This window comes from Psychrobacillus sp. NPDC096623 (assembly GCF_044762655.1).
Lineage (GTDB): Bacteria > Bacillota > Bacilli > Bacillales_A > Planococcaceae > Psychrobacillus.
Genome location: NZ_JBIWER010000002.1, coordinates 661729 through 679655 on the forward strand (window position 1 = coordinate 661729; position 17927 = coordinate 679655).

The following is a 17927-nucleotide window of genomic DNA, read 5'->3' on the forward strand; positions in this document are numbered from 1 at the left end:
CTGGAGGTATGAAGCATGAAAATAGTAACGATTGAACCAACACCAAGTCCAAATACGATGAAAGTTGTCATTGATCAGGAACTTCCTTTTGGCAAAAGCCATAACTATAAAAAAGACAATGTAGCTGATGCTCCAAAGAAAATCCAAGATATCTTTGCAATTGAAGGTGTTAAAGGTGTATACCATGTGGCAGACTTCCTTGCGATTGAGCGTATTGCTAAATTCACTTGGGAAACAATTTTAGCAAGTGTGGAAAATGTGTTTGGAGCTGACAATACAGAGGCAAGCGACGTAGAAAAACCATTGGAGCACTTTGGAGAAGTATATGTCCATGTGCAGCAATACAAAGGAATTCCACTTCAGGTAAAGGTGTTCGATAGTGAATCCGAGTCGAGATATGGACTATCAGACCGCTTTATAAAGGCCTTAGATGAAGCAATGGAAGGCGATAAAGAAAACTATATTTTGCTACGTAAATGGGTAGATTATGGGGTTCGTTATGGCGATCAAAAGGAAATTGGGGAACAGTTAGTTAAAGAATTGGAAGCAACTTTCCCTCAAAGCAAGCTCGACCAACTTATTGCAGATAAAGATGTAAATGAAGAAGATAAAAAACCTATCAGAGTACCATTTACTTTAGAGCAATTCGAAGTGAGTGAATGGGAGCAACGTTTTCAGTTATTAAACAACTTAATCAATCCTGAAATTGACGATCTACCTATTTTGGAAAAAGCGGTACAAGATGAACAAGTATCAATTAGACGACTAGCTACAGTCTACTTAGGACTCATAGAGGATGAAGCAGTTGTACCTTATTTAGAAATTGCTCTGAAAGATAAAAGTTCGGCAGTTAGAAGAACAGCTGGGGATGCAATGAGTGATTTAGGATTTGAACAATTTGCTGATGCGATGAAGACTGCTCTATTTGATAAAAACAAACTAGTTCGTTGGAGAGCAGCAATGTACTTTTACGAAGTGGGCGATACTGATGCACTTCCAGCACTTAAAGAAGCAATGAATGATAAAGAATACGAAGTTAAGCTTCAAGTGCTAATGGCTATTGCTCGTATTGAAGGTGGCGAGGAAGCAAAAGGATCTGTTTGGAAACAAATGAGTGAAGCAAGAAAATAGAAGTTATTTCACACGCAAGAAAGTTGTTCGCTATTTTGAATAACATTCTTGCGTTTTTTTGAAAAGAAAGAAATTATAATATTTTGTGTTGTTCCTCGAGTAATAGGAATCGGAGGTAGGAAGAATGAGATTAATTGATTCAAACTTGATCCCACCTCAAATAGAGGAATTGTTGAGTTTTGCCACATCCAAAGAGAAGGTAGAAATGGAGTATCTTTCTTACTTATCAGCGACTAATAGATTGTTGTATGGAATGATTATTGAAAATGAAATCGTTGGTTGTATCGGTATAGAGTTTATTTCTTCGAGTAAATGTGAAATAAGGCATATTGCTGTAAGCCCAAAAAGTAGAAAACAGCAAATTGGTAGTAATATGATTTATTATATTATCGAGAAATTTCAATTAGATACTCTCTTTGCTGAAACAGATAAAGATGCGGTAGATTTCTATGCATCTATCGGATTTTCTATAACAAGTCTAGGAGAAAAATATCCAGGTGTAGAGAGGTTTCATTGTGTACTAGTAATTTGCTAATATTAAAGTAATCTTACTACTACCTTGCCAAAAAATAGTCCAAAACGAATTGCTGAAATAATTTAGCCGCGGGGGAAAGGTATCGATCTTTTACTGCTGCCATCCCTATCACACGTTCGTATGTAGCATCTTCAATTCTCAATTTAGTCATCCTATCCATTTCTCCTCCATACGGTAAAATGGAATATCCTAGCCCGGAAGCGATAAAACCTGCAACAGTTGCGACTTCATCCCCTTCAAAAGAGATTATGGGCTCTAAACCTTCAGCTTTGAAAATTTCATCTGTTGTTTTTCGAAGTGCATACCCTTTTTTCAGACCTATAAATGATTCTTTTGCTATTTCTTTTAGCTGAATGCTGGGACGTGATGCTAGAGGGTGGTTTGCTTCCACTATGACAAATAATTCATCTCTCCAAAGTTCTGTCCACTCAATTGGATTTTCGTTTTCCATAGACGCAAGTAGACATAAATCTAAGTTGCCATGTTTTAGTTCTTTCAACTGCATATGTGTATGATTTTGTTGAAATTTAAAAGTGATATGTGGATACTCTTTATGAAAAGCACGGATTATATTAGGAACAGTACTGGTACCTAATGTATGTAAAAATCCAAGAGATACTTCTCCATGCTCAGGGTTAATAATATGCTGGATTTCCTCTAAACCTTGCTCCATTTCTTTCATAATATTATTGACCCTTAATAAAAATAGCTGTCCGTATTTGTTCAAAATGATAGAGCGTCCTTGTCGATCAAATAAAGGAACGCCAATTTCCTGCTCCAAACTTGCGATAGATCTACTTAAAGCAGGCTGAGAAATAGATAGCATTTCTGCGGCTTTCGTCATATGTTGAATCTTTGCGAGAGTTTGAAAATATTCTAATCGTTGCCATTCCATTCAATCATCCCTCTTTGGTTTTATCATACCTAAAAGGTATCGTATTAATAAGAATAATAAATTATACATTATGAATAGTCAATGCTACTATTAATTCAACAGATTAATACTTTAATGAAATAAAGGGGATATTCAAGATGAAAGTTGTAGCACCTAAAGCTTTTACATTAGAAGGCGGGCAAAGAGCAGTATTATTGCTTCATGGATTTACAGGGAGTACGAAGGATGTAAAAAAATTAGGGCAATATTTACATAAAAGAGGCTATACTTGCCATGCACCAATGTACAGAGGCCATGGTGTTACACCAGAAGAATTATTATTAACTAGCCCAGATGAGTGGTGGCAAGATGTGGTTGATGGATACAATCATTTAAAAAACCTGGGCTATGAAGAAATTGCAGTAGCTGGAATTTCCCTAGGAGGAGTTTTCTCTTTGAAAGTGGCTGAAGAGTTCCCTGTAAAAGCTGTTGTATCTATGTGTGCACCTATAAAACGAAATAATACAGATGGGTTATTAGATCGACTTTACAATTATGCTAAAATCTATAAGTCATTTGAAGGAAAAACAAAAGAAGAAATTGTAGAGGAATTAGAGACTTTAAAAAATACAAACAGTGAATCCTTTAATGGTGTTCATGAAATAACAGAAATGACTTGTGATGGATTACAACTTATCAATTCTCCAACTCTAGTATTACAAGGCTCATTAGATGATGATATTTATCAAAAAAGTGCTTCCTTTATTCACGAGTCAGTAGTGACCAATGAAAAAGATATTATTTGGTATAAAGAATCTGGTCATATAATTACCGTTGGAAAAGAGAAGGACAAAGTATGTGAAGATGTATATGAATTTCTCAATCAAGTGGATTGGATTGCTTCCTAAAAAATTATTTATAAACCTTTTACTTTAGAGCGCAGATATGCGCTTCATTGGTAAAAGGTTTTTTCTTAGTGTGTTTGTAGTATGATAGGTAGTAATTATAAACTGGGAGGAATACTGGTGAAGTTTATCAAAGTACTTTTTAGCATCATCATTGTGGTAGGTATTATCTTAGTAGCTGTTTATTATTTTGTACCAACGCTAGTTGCCGATCAAGTGATAGATAAGGTATCTAGAGAATTGCAGGATAGTGGGCATTTGGAAACGATTAAAAAAGAAATTGAAAACGACCCAGAGCTCCAAGCATTCATAGCAGAGGGTAAGAATGTAGATAGTAGCAAACTACCTTTTCAAACGAAAGAAGAAGCCACAAGAGCATTGGTAACAAAGTTTGGCATAAGCGAAATTCAAGAAATCCAATCAAAAGCTCAAGATGGATTGACGGCAGAAGAAAAACAGGAAATTTTTAATAAGTTAGAAAGCAACTTGACTGAGGAAGAAATGCTTGCTTTAAAAGTATTAGCCTATAAGGAATTGTCAAAATGATAAACATAAAAGGGGTAACTTCAAATGAATATTATGTTGAAGGAAGTTTTAGAAAGAGAAAAAACTATATTAAAAAATCTTTATTCTTTGTATCTTCATGATCTCTCGAAATTTACTTCCCAATTAGATATTGGAGAAGATGGTTGCTTTGAATATGATGGATTAGATGAATTCTGGGAAACAGAAGGGCTTTCCCCATATTTTATTAATCTAGACAGTAACATTATTGGTTTTATATTGCTGGTGGAAAGACCTGTCTTGAAAAAAGATTATGACTTAGGGGTGAATGACTTATTTATATTAAATAAATACAAAGGGAATGGATTTGGCAGACAGGCAATAGAGGAATTATTCAAAGTTAAAAAAGGAAAATATTTTGTAATTGAATTAATCGAAAATAGTCCAGCTGTTTCGTTTTGGAAAAGGATATATAGCGGATTGGATATACAATTTGAAGAAAAGCAAGATGTAGTTGATGATGAACAGTGTTTGATTCAGACATTTACTATTAAATAGAATTTGGCGGAGCGTTAATTTAAGGGGAAATATTAATTTATGATTCCATGCTGTTATGTTCAGTAATAGAAAAAGCAAGTGGGATATCCCACTTGCTCAACTAATTACTAATGATTTGGAAACACTCCAATGCTTGGATGGAATAATATTTTGATTTAACCGTTTCGCAAACTTCAATGCTGAATCTATATCTGAAAAAGTTTTATCCACTTGACTGTTTGATGACTTTAAAATTTCTGTTGTTCCGCCAATGTTTCGTGTAATTACGAACATATACAACTCCAATTTATGACTTCAACAAATAAATTGTTGTAAGTTTATTATCACATTAGAAATGAAGGTTGTATACATTAATTGGAAATGGTAATCTAATTGAAATCTTTTAACCATATATTAGGAGGGAGAATTCAACCAAATTCCCCTTCATATAAAAAAGACCCTATTCAAGGTCTAATGGATTTTATTTCACTGGTTACAAATTCCTTCAGGATTAGTAATTCTAAAACGTCTTGCATCGAATATTTACTAGTGGAATGCTCAGGAATAAGTTCGTTGAATTGTTTAACTAAATCATTAAGCGTTTCAAAGTAAAAATTATTTAATGTTATTTCAAATTTAGTAATCGTGTTCACCTTCTTCTTTTTTAGAAGCATGAACCATTACTGTTTTTTTTATTCAAATACTCGGGATAATTAGATATTTTCGTAGGAAAAAATTCTTTAGTGTAATGGTAGTCCACCTAACTGTTCGAATGCTGAATTATTTGTTCTCCTCTACTTATTCATCGAAGGGAGTAACAAGAAAGTTTCAAACAATGGTTCATGATGTACTCCTATTCCACACTCAATACTGATATTTTTTAAATAACATTAATGAATAATGAAAGTTTAAAGTGAAAAAAGGTGAATTAATAGGATAACTTGAGTAGAATGATATTAGAAATCCCTTTGTATAAAGGGAAATTGAACTAAGAAAGTGGGCGAAATCATGAATGCATACGATGAGTATATGAAAGGCATTGTAGGACCGATGCGAAGTGAATTAACGGAGGCTGGATTTAAAGAGCTTACTACACCTGAGGAAGTACAAGATCATATGTCTACAGCAAATGGAGTTTCCTTAATCGTCATAAATTCAGTGTGTGGCTGTGCTGCCGGACTTGCACGACCTGCAGTTGTTCATGCGTTAAATGAGTTAGAAGTTAAACCAGAAAACTTAGTTACAGTATTTGCTGGACAAGACCAGGATGCTACTGCGACAATGCGAGGTTATTTTGAGGATGTTCCGCCGAGTTCACCGTCTATTGCTATATGGAAAGATAATCAGTTAGCATATTTCATCCCTCGTGAGCAAATCGAAAGTAACTCAATGGAGACGATTAAAGATCATCTATCTGGTGTTCTTTCACAAGTTGTTTCTTCATGAACACCGTAGTAACAACAGCTGGCAGAACAAATAAAGAATTTATATTAAAAGCAAAAGAAATTTCTATTAATTTAAATCTTCCATACTATGAACGTCAAAAGAAATCCGTTCTTACAATACAAAATGAGCAGCAGTCAAATGTTCTCGTTGTGAGTAAAGAGAGATTGGAACTGTATAAATACGGTTCCACTTCTCCTTTTTTCTTTCATCCAAATTCAGCAGCTTTTCGTATAAAAAGACTATTAAATGGGGAGCAGGATTCATTTTTAGAATCCGTACGATTAGAAAAGGGAAATCGTTTTTTAGATACTACAGCTGGCCTGTGCTCTGATAGCATAATCGCTTCTTATGCGGTAGGAAATACAGGGGTTGTACATGCATGTGAAAAAGAACCAATGATTGCATATGTGGTAGATGAGGGGTTAAGAAATTACGAAACGAATAATGAGGTATTACTAACAAGTATGCGGCATATTCATCTCATCCATCAAAATGCAGTTGACTATATGAAAACCGTAGCTTCCAATTTCTATGACGTTGTTTATCTAGATCCAATGTTTGAAGAAGTAATTGAGGAGTCTTCCAACTTTCAAGCATTAAGAGAACTTGGAGATCATGATTCTTTGAGTGATGAATGGGTAGAAGAGGCAAAGCGACTTGCAAGAAAAAGAGTGGTTTTAAAAGCGCATTTTCGTTCAAACCTATTTGATAAATTCGGTTTTGAACGAGATATAAGGTTATCCTCTAAATTTCATTATGGCATTATTGAATTATTATAAGGCGACACTACAGAACAAATAGAAAAGAGAGCCATGGCGATAGCCAAGACTCTCCATGAAACTTCATATCAATCCGTAAAGTTAAGTGATGTCAAATATGCTAATAAAAATAAAAATCCGATACCAATTACTAATCCTGCGTCCATCGTGATTTTCCTCCTTTGTGCAAAAAGCTCTGTGGTATGTTTACACATTTTATTGTACAATGAATAGGAAGAAGATGAAACCTTTAGTTCGTTAAAACGTTTAATAGAATGAAGAGTTTACTAAAATTTTTCAATATTGAAGGTGAATAACATTAAAAAATGGTTCCAGAAGTCAATAATTATCACTGTTGCATTGCTAACATTTGGTCTAATATCTCCTAGCCATTTCATATGGGAGCAAATATTAGATAGTAAAAGTCCCTCAAGGACTATAGCTTCTAATTCAACTGATTATGAACAAGTAACAATAACAGATGAAGATGAATCCTATGTATATGAAAACATGGCACATGCTGCCAGGGAACAAGCGTACATAAAGTTCGGTAATCGAATAGGGCCAGTTATTCAACATGAGTTTGACAATGTAATATTTCCTAAGATGCAGGAAGCTATTGATATGACTATTGCCAAAGCATCCAATCAAGTGATAACTCGTTTATCTATTTCTGAGCAGCCATCTGGAGATTATCACGAAAAGATTTTTAATATTTATAATGATTCAACTAAAAAAGACCTAATCCGTTTTCATGTAAGAACGGATAAGAAACCTCAAGAGGGTTATTATTTCAATTTCCATTATCACTTGGCGGAAGATAAGTATTCTAAACATTATGTGCTGGGTGACATATATTGGTCAAAAAACACACCACCAAAATGGCTCTCTTAGTGAGAGCTTTTTTTGCATGAAAAAGAAAAGAGGGATAGGATATGGAGCAATACCTTACTTTGTGTAAACATATTATGAATAGTGGAGTTGAAAAAGGAGATCGAACAGGGACTGGTACTAAAAGTGTCTTTGGCTATCAAATGCGATTTGACCTGTCAGAAGGCTTTCCACTTCTAACAACTAAAAAAACGGCATTTCGACTAGTGGCAACCGAGTTACTTTGGTTTTTAAAGGGTGATACAAATGTGAAAACACTTATTCAGGCGAATAATCATATTTGGGATGAGTGGGCATTTGAAAAATGGGTGAGCAGTGAGAAATATACTGGGCCTGACATGACAAATTTTGGAGTTCGAGCAGCAAAGGACCCTGAATTTAACGAAATTTTACAACAGCAAATGGATCTATTTTGTGAGAAAATCTTAAGTGATGATGCTTTTTCGGAAGAATTTGGTGATTTAGGTCCGGTATATGGTCGTCAATGGAGATCGTGGCCTTCTAAGGATGGACAAACGATTGATCAATTGCGAAATGTTATTGAGCAGATCAAGAAAAATCCTGACTCAAGAAGACATATAATTACTGCATGGAATCCAGCAGAGGTAGATGAAATGGCTTTACCGCCATGTCACGCATTCATGCAATTTTATGTGGCAAATGGTAAATTATCTTGTCAACTTTATCAGCGTAGTGCTGATGTGTTTTTAGGAGTGCCCTTTAATATTGCTTCTTATGCATTATTAACCCATTTAATAGCAAAAGAGTGTCAATTAGAAGTTGGTGAATTTGTACATACTTTAGGGGACGCTCATTTATATTTAAATCACATGGAGCAGGTCACAACGCAATTGGAAAGAGAACCACGTTCATTGCCACAACTTCTACTAAATGACCAAAAAGAGTCGATATTTAATTTTGAAATAGAAGATATTAAATTAGAGGGCTATGATCCACATCCAAAAATTAAGGCACCAATTGCTGTATAAAAATTGAAGGGGGAAGCTAATGATTTCACTAATAGTTGCACATGATCCTAACAGAGTAATTGGATTTGAAAACAAAATGCCATGGCATATTCCGGGAGACCTTGCTTACTTTAAAAAAATGACGATGAATAAAGCAATGGTAATGGGAAGAAAAACGTTTGAATCCATAGGGCGAGTGTTACCAGGACGTAAAAATATTATTGTCACAAGAAATCCTGATTATCGAGTTGAAGGTGCTGAGGTAGTTACTGACTTGGTTCAAGCAATTGAACTGGCTTCAGCTCACCATGAAGAAGTAATGATTATTGGTGGCGAACAAATTTTTAGAGCAATTTTACCTAAAGCAGATAGACTTTATATAACATTAATACAACAAACTTTCGAAGGGGATACTTATTTCCCAACATACGGTGATGAATGGGTGTTGGTAGAAACAACAGAAGAGATGACAACTCCCGAGGGAGTTGTGTATGTTTACCTCGTTTATGAAAGAAGAGTTGGTGAATAAGTTGTAGTTACTATGAAAGCTACATACACTATAGTGAGAGTATGTAGCTTTAATTACAATAAAGCGTGGAACTAAAAGTTTACAGAACACCGGTATTCTTCTTATAATAGTACTAAGTAGGAAGGAAGGGATAGCATATGCGGAAAGTTCACATAGTAACTGATTCCACAGCGGATTTAACAATAGAATTAGTAAAGCATTACAATATACATGTTGTACCTTTGACAATTCAAATTGATGGTGAATCATTTATTGATGGAGTAGATATAAAACCAGAAGAATTTTTAGAAAAAATGGCGAGATCTAAAGAATTACCGAAATCGTCACAACCATCATCAGGGGTCTTCAAGGAACTATACGACGAACTTGGTAAAGATGGTGATCACGTTATCTCTATACATATGACTGGTGGTATGAGTGGTACTGTAAAATCTGCACAGGCAGCTGCGGAAATGACAGAATCAGATGTTACAGTAATCGATTCGAAATTCATTTCCTTTGGTTTATCATTCCAAGTCGAAGAAGCCGCTAAAATGGCATTAAATGGTGAAGAAAAGCAAGCAATCATTCAAAAAATTGAAGAAATTCGTAGCAAGTCTGATTTGTTTGTAGTTGTAGATACGTTGGATAATCTTGTTAAAGGGGGGCGGATTGGTAAGGGGAAGGCAATGCTTGGTTCTTTACTTTCTATAAAGCCGATCGCGAGTTTAGCAGGTGGAGAGTATACACCAATTGCTAAGGTAAGAAGCCATAAACAAGTTGTCAATTATTTATTTGACCGATATCTTTCCGATACGAAAGGAAAAATCGTTAAAGCTGTGGGTATTTCGCATGCAAATGGGTTGTCGATGGCTACTCCTTTGATTAAACTCATAAAAGATTCGGGTTTTCAAAATATCCAGGTTTCCATTACTTCACCTGTTATTAGTACGCATACCGGACCTGGTGCTATTGGATTTATGTATATGACTGAATAGTAAAAAGGCAGGGAGGAACACTTTTCCCTGCTTTTGTTTTAGAAAAAAGGAGTCTCTAATGAAATATTTAATAATTATTATTAGTGTTATTTTTCTAATAGGGTGTAATTCCAATGAAATGGTAGAAGTAAGTTTTTCCGAAAAAGAGGATGTTCTTTTTGAGGAATATGTTATACCTTTTCAATTTTTTCCTAGAACGATAGAAGTTGTAGGACTTGGTGATTCCTTAACACAAGGAGTAGGGGATGAATTAAAGCAAGAAGGATATTTAGGGCGTCTACAACAACATTTTTCACAATATAAAGGAATAGAAGACGTTCCATTAACCAATACTGCAAAAAGGGGTCGTCGAAGCGATCAACTTTTAAAGATGTTAAAGGATGGAGAAATTGACCACCAAATTCGAAAAGCCAATTTAATTACATTAACTATTGGTGGCAATGATATTATGAAGGTTGTTAAGAAAGACTTGTTTAATCTTAAGGTAGAGACATTTGAAAAGGAACTTGTAAAGTTTGAACGGAATTATAAAAAAATTCTTCAGGAAATTCGAGAGGTTAATAGTACTGCTCCGATTATTGTGGTAGGTTTATATAATCCTATTACGATTGTCACAGATGAAAAAAGTGAATTTGATCAAATTTTAAATGATTGGAATAACATCATAGAAGAGACAGCTTCCAATGATAGGAATGCTTGTTTTGTACCAATCGATCAGCTTTTCATGACAAACAGTAATTTAGTTTATCATACGGATTTCTTCCATCCCAATAGCAAAGGCTATAAACTCGTTATTGAAGAAATAGTCGAGACGATGCAAGATTGTGGTTTAATAGATGCAGATAAGAGGGAATTGTTGTTTTAAGGAGTTGATGGGATGAATATATGGAAAATAGCATTTATTTTATTAGTAGTCGTTATTATTGGTAGTATTGGGACATTCTTTTATTGGATAACAACTCCTGCTGAACCTATAGTGATTGAGGAAACTAGTCCTTCACCAGAAGGGAATGTATTAACTGTAAATGCGACAAAAGAGGATTTTCAAGCTATTGCAAATACGTATCTCAAAAAAGCAATAGGTGGGAAACCTCTTCCACTTCAAATTTCAGTAGATGATCAAGTTGTTTTATCGTCAGAATTTACAGCTTTTTCTATTAATTTGCCGGTTAGAATGTTTTTTGAACCATATGTAGAAGAGAACGGCAATATTCGATTAGAGCAATCATCTGTTGAAATTGGACAACTACAACTAGATCCTGAAACTATTTTAAAGCTATTGAGGGATTCAGTTGAGCTTCCGAATTGGATGGTTGTAAACCCGGCAGAAGAGGAAGTACTCATCCAATTGTCCGAAATTCCGATGACCTCAGGCGTCCGTGTCCGAGCAAAAGAGTTGAATTTAGCAGAGGATATCATTACGCTTGAGATTGTAATACCTAAAGAATAGGGGGCGAAGCAATGGAAAAAGCAACTTTTGCAGGCGGGTGTTTTTGGTGTATGGTGAAGCCTTTTGATTCGTATGATGGAATTGAAAAAGTTGTATCTGGATATACGGGTGGACATGTACCTAACCCAACATACGAACAAGTTTGTTCCAACGCAACTGGACATTATGAAGCAGTTCAAATCACTTTTGACCCAGATGTATTTCCATATGATCGTTTATTAGAAATTTTTTGGCTTAATATTGATCCAACTGATGACAATGGTCAATTTTTCGACCGTGGCTCATCCTATCAAACAGCGATTTTTTATCATACAGAAGAACAAAAAGAAATAGCAATCGCTTCTAAAGATGCTTTGGATGCATCAGGGAGATTTAATGTTAAAATTGCAGTGAAAATACTACCTGCTTCTGAGTTTTATCCAGCGGAGGATTATCATCAGGATTATTATAAGAAAAATCCTGGTCATTATAATCGGTATTTCACGGGTTCAGGTAGGGCAGCTTTTGTAGAAAAAATGAAGGAGGGGTATTAGTTGAAAGAGAACTTAACTGAAATGCAATATTATGTAACACAACAAAATGGTACAGAGCCTCCGTTTCAAGGTGAATATGATCAGCATTTTGATGAGGGTATTTATGTCGATATAGTATCTGGCAAACCTTTATTCCATTCAAAGGATAAATATGATGCTGGTTGTGGTTGGCCGAGCTTTACTCGACCAATTGAAGAGCATGAGGTTGTGGAGAAATTTGATGATAGCCATGGGATGAGACGAGTAGAAGTTCGAAGCAAAACAGCTGACTCTCACCTCGGACATGTGTTCCCGGATGGTCCTAAAGAGGAAACAGGCTTACGCTATTGTATCAATTCCGCGGCACTTCGTTTTGTATCAAAAGATAAGTTGGCTAAAGAAGGCTATGAAGAATATAGTAAGTTATTTTAATTAGTTTAAGTGAACGATAAAAAATGGTTGTTTATGACGAGAGTCTAAAACAACCATTTTTATTTTAAGAGGTAGTATATCAAATAGTCTGTGAATTTTAGAACAAATAATACTACTGATTTCCGTTTCAGGCGGACGCTTTCCGCGGGCACGGCTTCAGCCTCCTCGTCGTTTCACTCCTGCGGGGTCTTCAGCTCGCGCTGTTCCCGCTGGAGACGCCACCTTGCACTCCAATCCATATAGTGTGTAATACTCAACTAATAGATTTAGCACAGCATATAAAAATGCTATTCAATGATGCATGAAGAAAACCGAATTTCATTTATACGATGAAGATAGAGAAAGATCGCTAATTTATGTGAAATTATATTCAACTTTTCTTATATTAAGTAGTTATTGTTGATTGAAGTGCAGGTCGGTGACTCCAGTGGGACAGCACGAGTGAGAGACTACAGGCTCGAGCCGTGCCCACGGAAAGCGTCCGACCGGAGCGGAAATCAACAGCATATAGGCTTTGTTTTTATATGACCAACCTCTTTTGTTCGATTTTTCTTTTTTAAAGAAAGCATATAAAATACCCTGTGAATTTTTAGAACAAATAATACTACTGATTTTCGTATCAGGTTGACGCGTTTTGGTAGGTGAGTGTAGGAGGCCGACGAAAGACAAACGCCATTAGATTACGAAAAAAAGATGCTGCTGGTAGTGACGTCAGTCACAACCAGCAGCATTAATAAAAATTCAATCGGTAATAATATAGCAAAACGTGTGTCCAAGCCCATATAAACAAAAGGAAAGGTTTTGAACCAAAAGATCATAATCTTTTTTTGTTTTTTCTTAAAGTTTGAATTCGTTTACGACTTTACTTAACTCATCTGCTTGGTGAGATAATTCTACAGCGGAAGCATTGATTTCTTGCATCGCAGCAGAACCTTGTTCAGCAGCAGCCGCTGAAGTTTCCGTGTTAGATGCTGTATTCTCAGCAATTTGCGTAACTTCTATAAACGATGCTGCCACCTCTTGACTGAAGTTAAGCGTTTCTTCGATTTGTTTCACCATTTTATCAATAATAGAAATTGTTTCATTAGTTTGTTTCATAATTTGATCTAGTGAAGTATTAGTTTCATTTGCAACTTCTACGCCTCGAATGACACTTTCTACACCTTCATGATTTTGTGCAACGATGGATGTGACTTCCGATTGAATAGAAGTCACGATTCCAGTAACTTCTTTCGCTGCTTTTTGAGATTGCTCTGCAAGTTTTCTAACCTCATCGGCAACTACGGCAAATCCTCTACCATGTTCACCAGCTCGAGCAGCTTCAATTGCAGCATTCAATGCTAGTAAATTCGTTTGCTCTGCTATTGTTGTTATCGTTTTTATAATGGAAGTGATTTCATTTGATTTGGTTCCAAGTGATTCTACTGTTTGTGTTGTATTGGCCATTGTTTCTTCGATACTCATCATTACATTAGATGAATGCTGAACGGATTTTCCACCCTTTTGTGCAGCCTCAATCATTTGGTCAGTCGCTGCTTTGACTGATTGTGCATCGTTATTCAAGTATCTTGTTGCTTCTTCTAATGAATTCATTTTTTGAATTGCCTCTGTCATGCTTCTTAACGTTTGATCACTCCCAGCAGCGATATCATTCGTAGAATCAGCGATAGACTGAATAGTTAAAGCAGTTTCATCGGATGAGGCCATCAATTCTTGTCCGCTAGCCGAAACGTTCACTGTAAGTTCTCTAACTCTTCTAACAAGATCTGCTATAGATGCTATTAATATATTTGTACTAGTAGCTATTTCAGAAAATTCATCTTTGGATCTAACTTTAACTCGTCTTGTTAAGTCTCCTCCGGCTTGTGCGATATCCAAAATAGAGCGGTTAATAGCATTTGTATTTCGTTTAATAGAATAGAATAGGAAAATACCAAAAGATAACGTAAGGACAACAGAGAATATAGTTAACGCAATAAAAATAATGAGAGAAGTTGTATTTTCTTTTTTCAATAACGCAATCTGATCTGCGTTATTTTTTTCAAGAAGTTCGTTCATAGCAGCTATATGTACATCTACATAATTCATAGCCGTTTTTCCATTTCCAGTATTGACTAATTTTTGAGCTGATTCAAGCCCATTTTCATCACGAATTTTGAGAACACGATCGGAATATTGCAAGTAAGTTGTGAAGAACTGATCAATCGACTGGATTTTTTGTAATTCGTCTGGTCGATTTTCGTACGTTTCATAAAGAGCTTTAATATTTGTAACAGTTGAATCTTTATATTTTCGATAGCTTGCCATATAATCATTCTTACCGGTAATTATGTAGCTTTGCTCGGCATTCGCAAGTTGGGCGATATCGGTTGCGATTTGGTTTACCATCATCTGCTCTTTAATGTCGACATTTGTAAATTTTTCTAACGCCTGTTGAGCGGAAAACATTTTGGTAGATGTAAGGACAAGCATGGATATTAATACTAATATAAGCACTGTGAAAATTATAAGTACTCGACCTCGGATGGAATGAAGAAAGCTAGCCTTAGTTGAATGGTTTACTTTGAGTTGTTTATCTTTGTTCTTAGATTTTTTGAATAACGATGTAGCTCTATTTCTCTGAGGATTTCCAAGATCCTGTTTAGGAGTCTTTATTTTAGGAAATTTCATTGATTTTAACTTGTTAAAAATGTTATTTCTCAATCATATCAATCCTTTCAATCTGTCGAACTATTAACATTTTTAAGTTTACTTGTTTTAGTTGTAATTATCTACACTTATTTTGCGTTTATAAGACTTCATGACTAAAGGAGGAAAATTATTATGCGACAATCGTTTTATTTATTTGCATTAAAATATCGCGGGGGTCAAAAGGATGATAAAAAGTCAAAATTTGCTAATAGCATGTTTGACCAACATGATTTTCCTAAAGCCGAAACTTCATTTCATAAACTGTCGTTATATATTGAAGAGCTTGCTGATGCGAATATGCCTGCAGCCGTCTTTGATGAGTTATGGGAATATTATGTCGAAGATTCAAAGTTGTAAGTTCATTGCAATTGAAGGGAAAAAACGGTATCATTAAGCCGAAACGTATTAGAAATGAGGTTATATAATTGAGTATTCATATTAGTGCTAAAAAAGGTGAAATTGCAGACACAATCTTACTTCCAGGCGATCCACTACGCGCAAAGTATATTGCGGAAACATTCTTAGAGGATGTTGTTCAATATAACGAAGTTCGTAATATGTTCGGATATACTGGAACATACAAAGGAAAAAGAATTTCTGTGCAAGGTACAGGAATGGGAGTACCATCGATCTCTATTTATATTAATGAATTGATGAATGAATATGATGTTCAAAAGCTTATCCGAGTTGGAACATGTGGAGCTATCCAAAAAGATGTGAAAGTACGTGACGTAATTCTTGCACAAAGTGCTTCTACAGATTCAACTTTGAACAAAGTTCTACTTGATGATATCAGCTTCGCACCTACAGCTGACTTTGACTTGTTATACAAAGCGTATAACGCAGGTAAAGAAGCAGGACTAAACTTAAAAGTAGGGAATGTATTTACAGCTGATCTATTCTATAATGATAATGCTCAAAATGAGAAGTGGGCTGAATATGGGGTACTTGCTGTAGAAATGGAATCAGCAGCTCTTTATACACTAGCAGCTAAATTTGGCCGTCAAGCTTTGTCGGTTTTGACTGTTAGTGACCATATAATAACAGGAGAAGCAACTTCTTCTGAGGAACGTCAAACAACATTTAATGAAATGATTGTTGTAGCATTAGAAGCAGCTATTCAAGACTAATTTATATTTTGGCTTTGGATAAACCAATCAATCATAAATAGACTGTCATTTATATGACAGTCTATTTTTAAAATATGCGATGACTTAAAGTATTAAATACTACATATATTTTAAGGGTAGTTTTTCTGAAAAGGGTGAAAGAAATTGGACGAACATAAGCAGAATAATGATGAACAGGCAACAGATGTTAAACCAGCTTCAAAATATATAAAAATGAAACCTTTTGTTTTACTTTTAAGTACTTTTGCTTTAATTGTGGCAACAGCTGCGGTCACTATGATCGCGTTAACATGGGGTGACGAAAAGGTTGTAAACGTAAATCCAGTAAGTCAGAATGAGCGTTCGGAATTCGCTAAATTGTATTTGGCCTATGATAAATTAGAGGAAGAATACTATAAAGAGGTAGACGAAGAAGCAGTGATAAATGGAGCTATAAATGGAATGATTGATGCATTAGAGGATCCATATTCTGATTATATGAACCAGGATGAAGCTTCACAATTCAACGAAAATATTTCCTCTAGTTTTCAAGGTATTGGGGCAGAGATTCAAGAAAGAGATGGCATTATAAATATTGTCTCTCCTATTAAAAATTCACCAGCTGAAAAAGCTGGGCTTATGCCAAATGACAAAATCATTGCCGTAGATGGTAAAGATATTAAAGGGTATAGTGCATCAGAAGCAGTGTTGCTTATTCGTGGTAGTAAGGGGACGGAAGTGACTTTGTCCATACAGCGTGGTAATAATGCATTAATGGAAGTTACAATTGTACGTGACGATATTCCGATTGAAACGGTTTATGCAGAAATGTTGGATGAGCAAGTTGCGCATATTATTATATCTAGTTTTTCGACTAACACGTATGATGAATTGCTAACAGCAATTGAGGCTATGGAAAAAGAGGGCATGAAAGCACTTGTGCTTGATGTTCGTCAAAATCCTGGTGGTTTGTTATCTTCTGCAATTGATATTTCTAATCTCTTTGTTGAGGAAGGGAAAAACATACTGCAAATTGAAATTCAAGGCAAAAAAGATATTACAGTTGCTACACCTGGCACTCGTGTTGATGTTCCTGTAAGCCTTGTAATTGATGAAGGTAGTGCATCAGCCTCTGAAATTTTAGCAGGTGCTTTAAGTGAGTCTGCAAAAGTTCCATTAGTTGGTTTAAAATCTTTCGGTAAAGGGACTGTCCAAACAGTGAATGATCTGCCGGATGGTTCAAATATTAAAATTACTACTGCTAAATGGTTAACTCCTGATGGAAACTGGATTCACGAAAAAGGAATTAAACCCGATTATGCAGTTGAATATCCATCCTATGCGATGCTGCCACCTTTAGACACTTCAGTAACTTTGAAGATCAATCAGTCATCTGAAGCAGTTCAAACAGCAGAAGAAATGTTAAAAGCAGTAGGCTATGATGTAGGTGTGGTTGATGGTAATTTTGATGAGCAGATGAATGCTGCGGTGAAAAAATTCCAAGCGGACAACAAACTGACTGTATCAGGAGATATAAATGGAGAAACGTCTTATCAATTGATGGATAAACTAAGAACAAAAATCTTAGAAGACGATCCGCAGTTACAAAAAGCACAAGAAATAGTGAGAGATTTGTTGAACAAATAATGTGTTGGAGAGAGCTGGCCTTTTTGGTCAG

At 35.4% G+C, this 17927-nt stretch carries 21 protein-coding genes; 18 read left to right on the forward strand and 3 right to left on the reverse strand.

The genetic code is table 11. From position 1 onward, the window contains the following. The first annotated feature begins 15 nt into the window (after positions 1 to 15). Both ACIQX2_RS08005 and ACIQX2_RS08010 read left to right on the forward strand, forming a co-directional pair. Positions 16 to 1131: a conserved virulence factor C family protein gene (locus ACIQX2_RS08005; RefSeq protein ID WP_402848309.1), complete on the forward strand. Its 1116-nt coding sequence runs from the start codon at positions 16 to 18 to the stop codon at positions 1129 to 1131. Between the two features lie 124 nt (positions 1132 to 1255). Then, positions 1256 to 1666 carry a GNAT family N-acetyltransferase gene (locus ACIQX2_RS08010; RefSeq protein WP_402848312.1) on the forward strand — a complete coding sequence of 137 codons (411 nt, stop codon included), beginning with the start codon at positions 1256 to 1258 and terminating at the stop codon, positions 1664 to 1666. Between the two features lie 19 nt (positions 1667 to 1685). Here the strand turns inward: ACIQX2_RS08010 and ACIQX2_RS08015 are convergent, their stop codons facing one another. Continuing rightward, positions 1686 to 2561, reverse strand: coding sequence for a LysR family transcriptional regulator (locus tag ACIQX2_RS08015; protein ID WP_402848315.1), 876 nt, complete (start codon positions 2559 to 2561; stop codon positions 1686 to 1688). A 137-nt stretch (positions 2562 to 2698) separates the two neighbouring features. Between ACIQX2_RS08015 and ACIQX2_RS08020 the strand changes: the two genes are divergently transcribed. The 3 genes from ACIQX2_RS08020 (at position 2699) to ACIQX2_RS08030 (ending at position 4507) form a co-directional block, all read left to right on the forward strand. Further along, on the forward strand, positions 2699 to 3448 hold the full coding sequence (locus ACIQX2_RS08020) for an alpha/beta hydrolase (protein WP_402848318.1): 750 nt from the start codon (positions 2699 to 2701) through the stop codon (positions 3446 to 3448). A gap of 117 nt (positions 3449 to 3565) precedes the next feature. Further along, on the forward strand, positions 3566 to 3991 hold the full coding sequence (locus tag ACIQX2_RS08025; RefSeq protein ID WP_402848321.1) for a hypothetical protein: 426 nt from the start codon (positions 3566 to 3568) through the stop codon (positions 3989 to 3991). 24 nt (positions 3992 to 4015) lie between these two features. Further along, complete coding sequence (locus ACIQX2_RS08030; protein WP_402848324.1) at positions 4016 to 4507, forward strand: GNAT family N-acetyltransferase; 492 nt, start codon at positions 4016 to 4018, stop codon at positions 4505 to 4507. Positions 4508 to 4603: 96 nt separating this feature from the next. Here ACIQX2_RS08030 and ACIQX2_RS08035 read toward each other — a convergent pair whose 3' ends face one another. Continuing rightward, on the reverse strand, positions 4604 to 4780 hold the full coding sequence (locus ACIQX2_RS08035; RefSeq protein WP_402848327.1) for a hypothetical protein: 177 nt from the start codon (positions 4778 to 4780) through the stop codon (positions 4604 to 4606). 714 nt (positions 4781 to 5494) lie between these two features. Here ACIQX2_RS08035 and ACIQX2_RS08040 point away from each other — a divergent pair. The 10 genes from ACIQX2_RS08040 (at position 5495) to msrB (ending at position 12449) form a co-directional block, all read left to right on the forward strand. Then, a complete protein-coding gene (locus tag ACIQX2_RS08040; RefSeq protein ID WP_402848330.1) occupies positions 5495 to 5932 on the forward strand; it encodes a BrxA/BrxB family bacilliredoxin in 438 nt (145 codons plus the stop codon). Then, positions 5929 to 6711 (forward strand): class I SAM-dependent methyltransferase, encoded by a 783-nt coding sequence (locus ACIQX2_RS08045; protein WP_402848333.1) that lies wholly within the window; start codon positions 5929 to 5931, stop codon positions 6709 to 6711. Before ACIQX2_RS08040 ends, ACIQX2_RS08045 begins: the two co-directional genes overlap by 4 nt. 297 nt (positions 6712 to 7008) lie before the next feature. Continuing rightward, positions 7009 to 7584 (forward strand): YpjP family protein, encoded by a 576-nt coding sequence (locus ACIQX2_RS08050; protein ID WP_402849159.1) that lies wholly within the window; start codon positions 7009 to 7011, stop codon positions 7582 to 7584. 41 nt (positions 7585 to 7625) lie between these two features. Continuing rightward, the gene (locus tag ACIQX2_RS08055) at positions 7626 to 8570 is read left to right on the forward strand and encodes a thymidylate synthase (protein WP_402848336.1); all 945 of its coding nucleotides are present in this window, start codon (positions 7626 to 7628) and stop codon (positions 8568 to 8570) included. A 19-nt stretch (positions 8571 to 8589) separates the two neighbouring features. Then, positions 8590 to 9078 (forward strand): dihydrofolate reductase, encoded by a 489-nt coding sequence (locus ACIQX2_RS08060; protein WP_402848339.1) that lies wholly within the window; start codon positions 8590 to 8592, stop codon positions 9076 to 9078. A 137-nt stretch (positions 9079 to 9215) separates the two neighbouring features. Then, positions 9216 to 10055, forward strand: a complete 840-nt coding sequence (locus ACIQX2_RS08065; RefSeq protein ID WP_402848341.1) for a DegV family protein — start codon at positions 9216 to 9218, stop codon at positions 10053 to 10055. Positions 10056 to 10113: 58 nt separating this feature from the next. Beyond that, the gene (locus tag ACIQX2_RS08070; RefSeq protein WP_402848344.1) at positions 10114 to 10920 is read left to right on the forward strand and encodes a GDSL-type esterase/lipase family protein; all 807 of its coding nucleotides are present in this window, start codon (positions 10114 to 10116) and stop codon (positions 10918 to 10920) included. A 12-nt stretch (positions 10921 to 10932) separates the two neighbouring features. Continuing rightward, positions 10933 to 11505: a YpmS family protein gene (locus tag ACIQX2_RS08075; RefSeq protein ID WP_402848347.1), complete on the forward strand. Its 573-nt coding sequence runs from the start codon at positions 10933 to 10935 to the stop codon at positions 11503 to 11505. Positions 11506 to 11516: 11 nt separating this feature from the next. Further along, entirely contained in the window at positions 11517 to 12038 is a 522-nt protein-coding gene (gene msrA, locus ACIQX2_RS08080) for a peptide-methionine (S)-S-oxide reductase MsrA (RefSeq protein WP_402848349.1), read from the forward strand. After that, positions 12039 to 12449, forward strand: coding sequence for a peptide-methionine (R)-S-oxide reductase MsrB (gene msrB, locus ACIQX2_RS08085; protein ID WP_402848352.1), 411 nt, complete (start codon positions 12039 to 12041; stop codon positions 12447 to 12449). Between the two features lie 837 nt (positions 12450 to 13286). Here msrB and ACIQX2_RS08090 read toward each other — a convergent pair. Continuing rightward, on the reverse strand, positions 13287 to 15152 hold the full coding sequence (locus tag ACIQX2_RS08090; protein WP_402848354.1) for a methyl-accepting chemotaxis protein: 1866 nt from the start codon (positions 15150 to 15152) through the stop codon (positions 13287 to 13289). A gap of 120 nt (positions 15153 to 15272) precedes the next feature. Here ACIQX2_RS08090 and ACIQX2_RS08095 point away from each other — a divergent pair, with 120 nt between their 5' ends. The 3 genes from ACIQX2_RS08095 to ACIQX2_RS08105 all read left to right on the forward strand — a co-directional run bounded on the left by ACIQX2_RS08095 (position 15273) and on the right by ACIQX2_RS08105 (position 17896). Continuing rightward, positions 15273 to 15497 carry a YozE family protein gene (locus ACIQX2_RS08095; RefSeq protein ID WP_402848357.1) on the forward strand — a complete coding sequence of 75 codons (225 nt, stop codon included), beginning with the start codon at positions 15273 to 15275 and terminating at the stop codon, positions 15495 to 15497. Positions 15498 to 15565: 68 nt separating this feature from the next. Further along, positions 15566 to 16270: a purine-nucleoside phosphorylase gene (gene deoD / locus ACIQX2_RS08100; RefSeq protein WP_093060992.1), complete on the forward strand. Its 705-nt coding sequence runs from the start codon at positions 15566 to 15568 to the stop codon at positions 16268 to 16270. A 144-nt stretch (positions 16271 to 16414) separates the two neighbouring features. Next, positions 16415 to 17896 carry a lmo1851 family serine protease gene (locus ACIQX2_RS08105; RefSeq protein ID WP_402848361.1) on the forward strand — a complete coding sequence of 494 codons (1482 nt, stop codon included), beginning with the start codon at positions 16415 to 16417 and terminating at the stop codon, positions 17894 to 17896. The last annotated feature ends 31 nt before the right edge of the window (positions 17897 to 17927 follow it).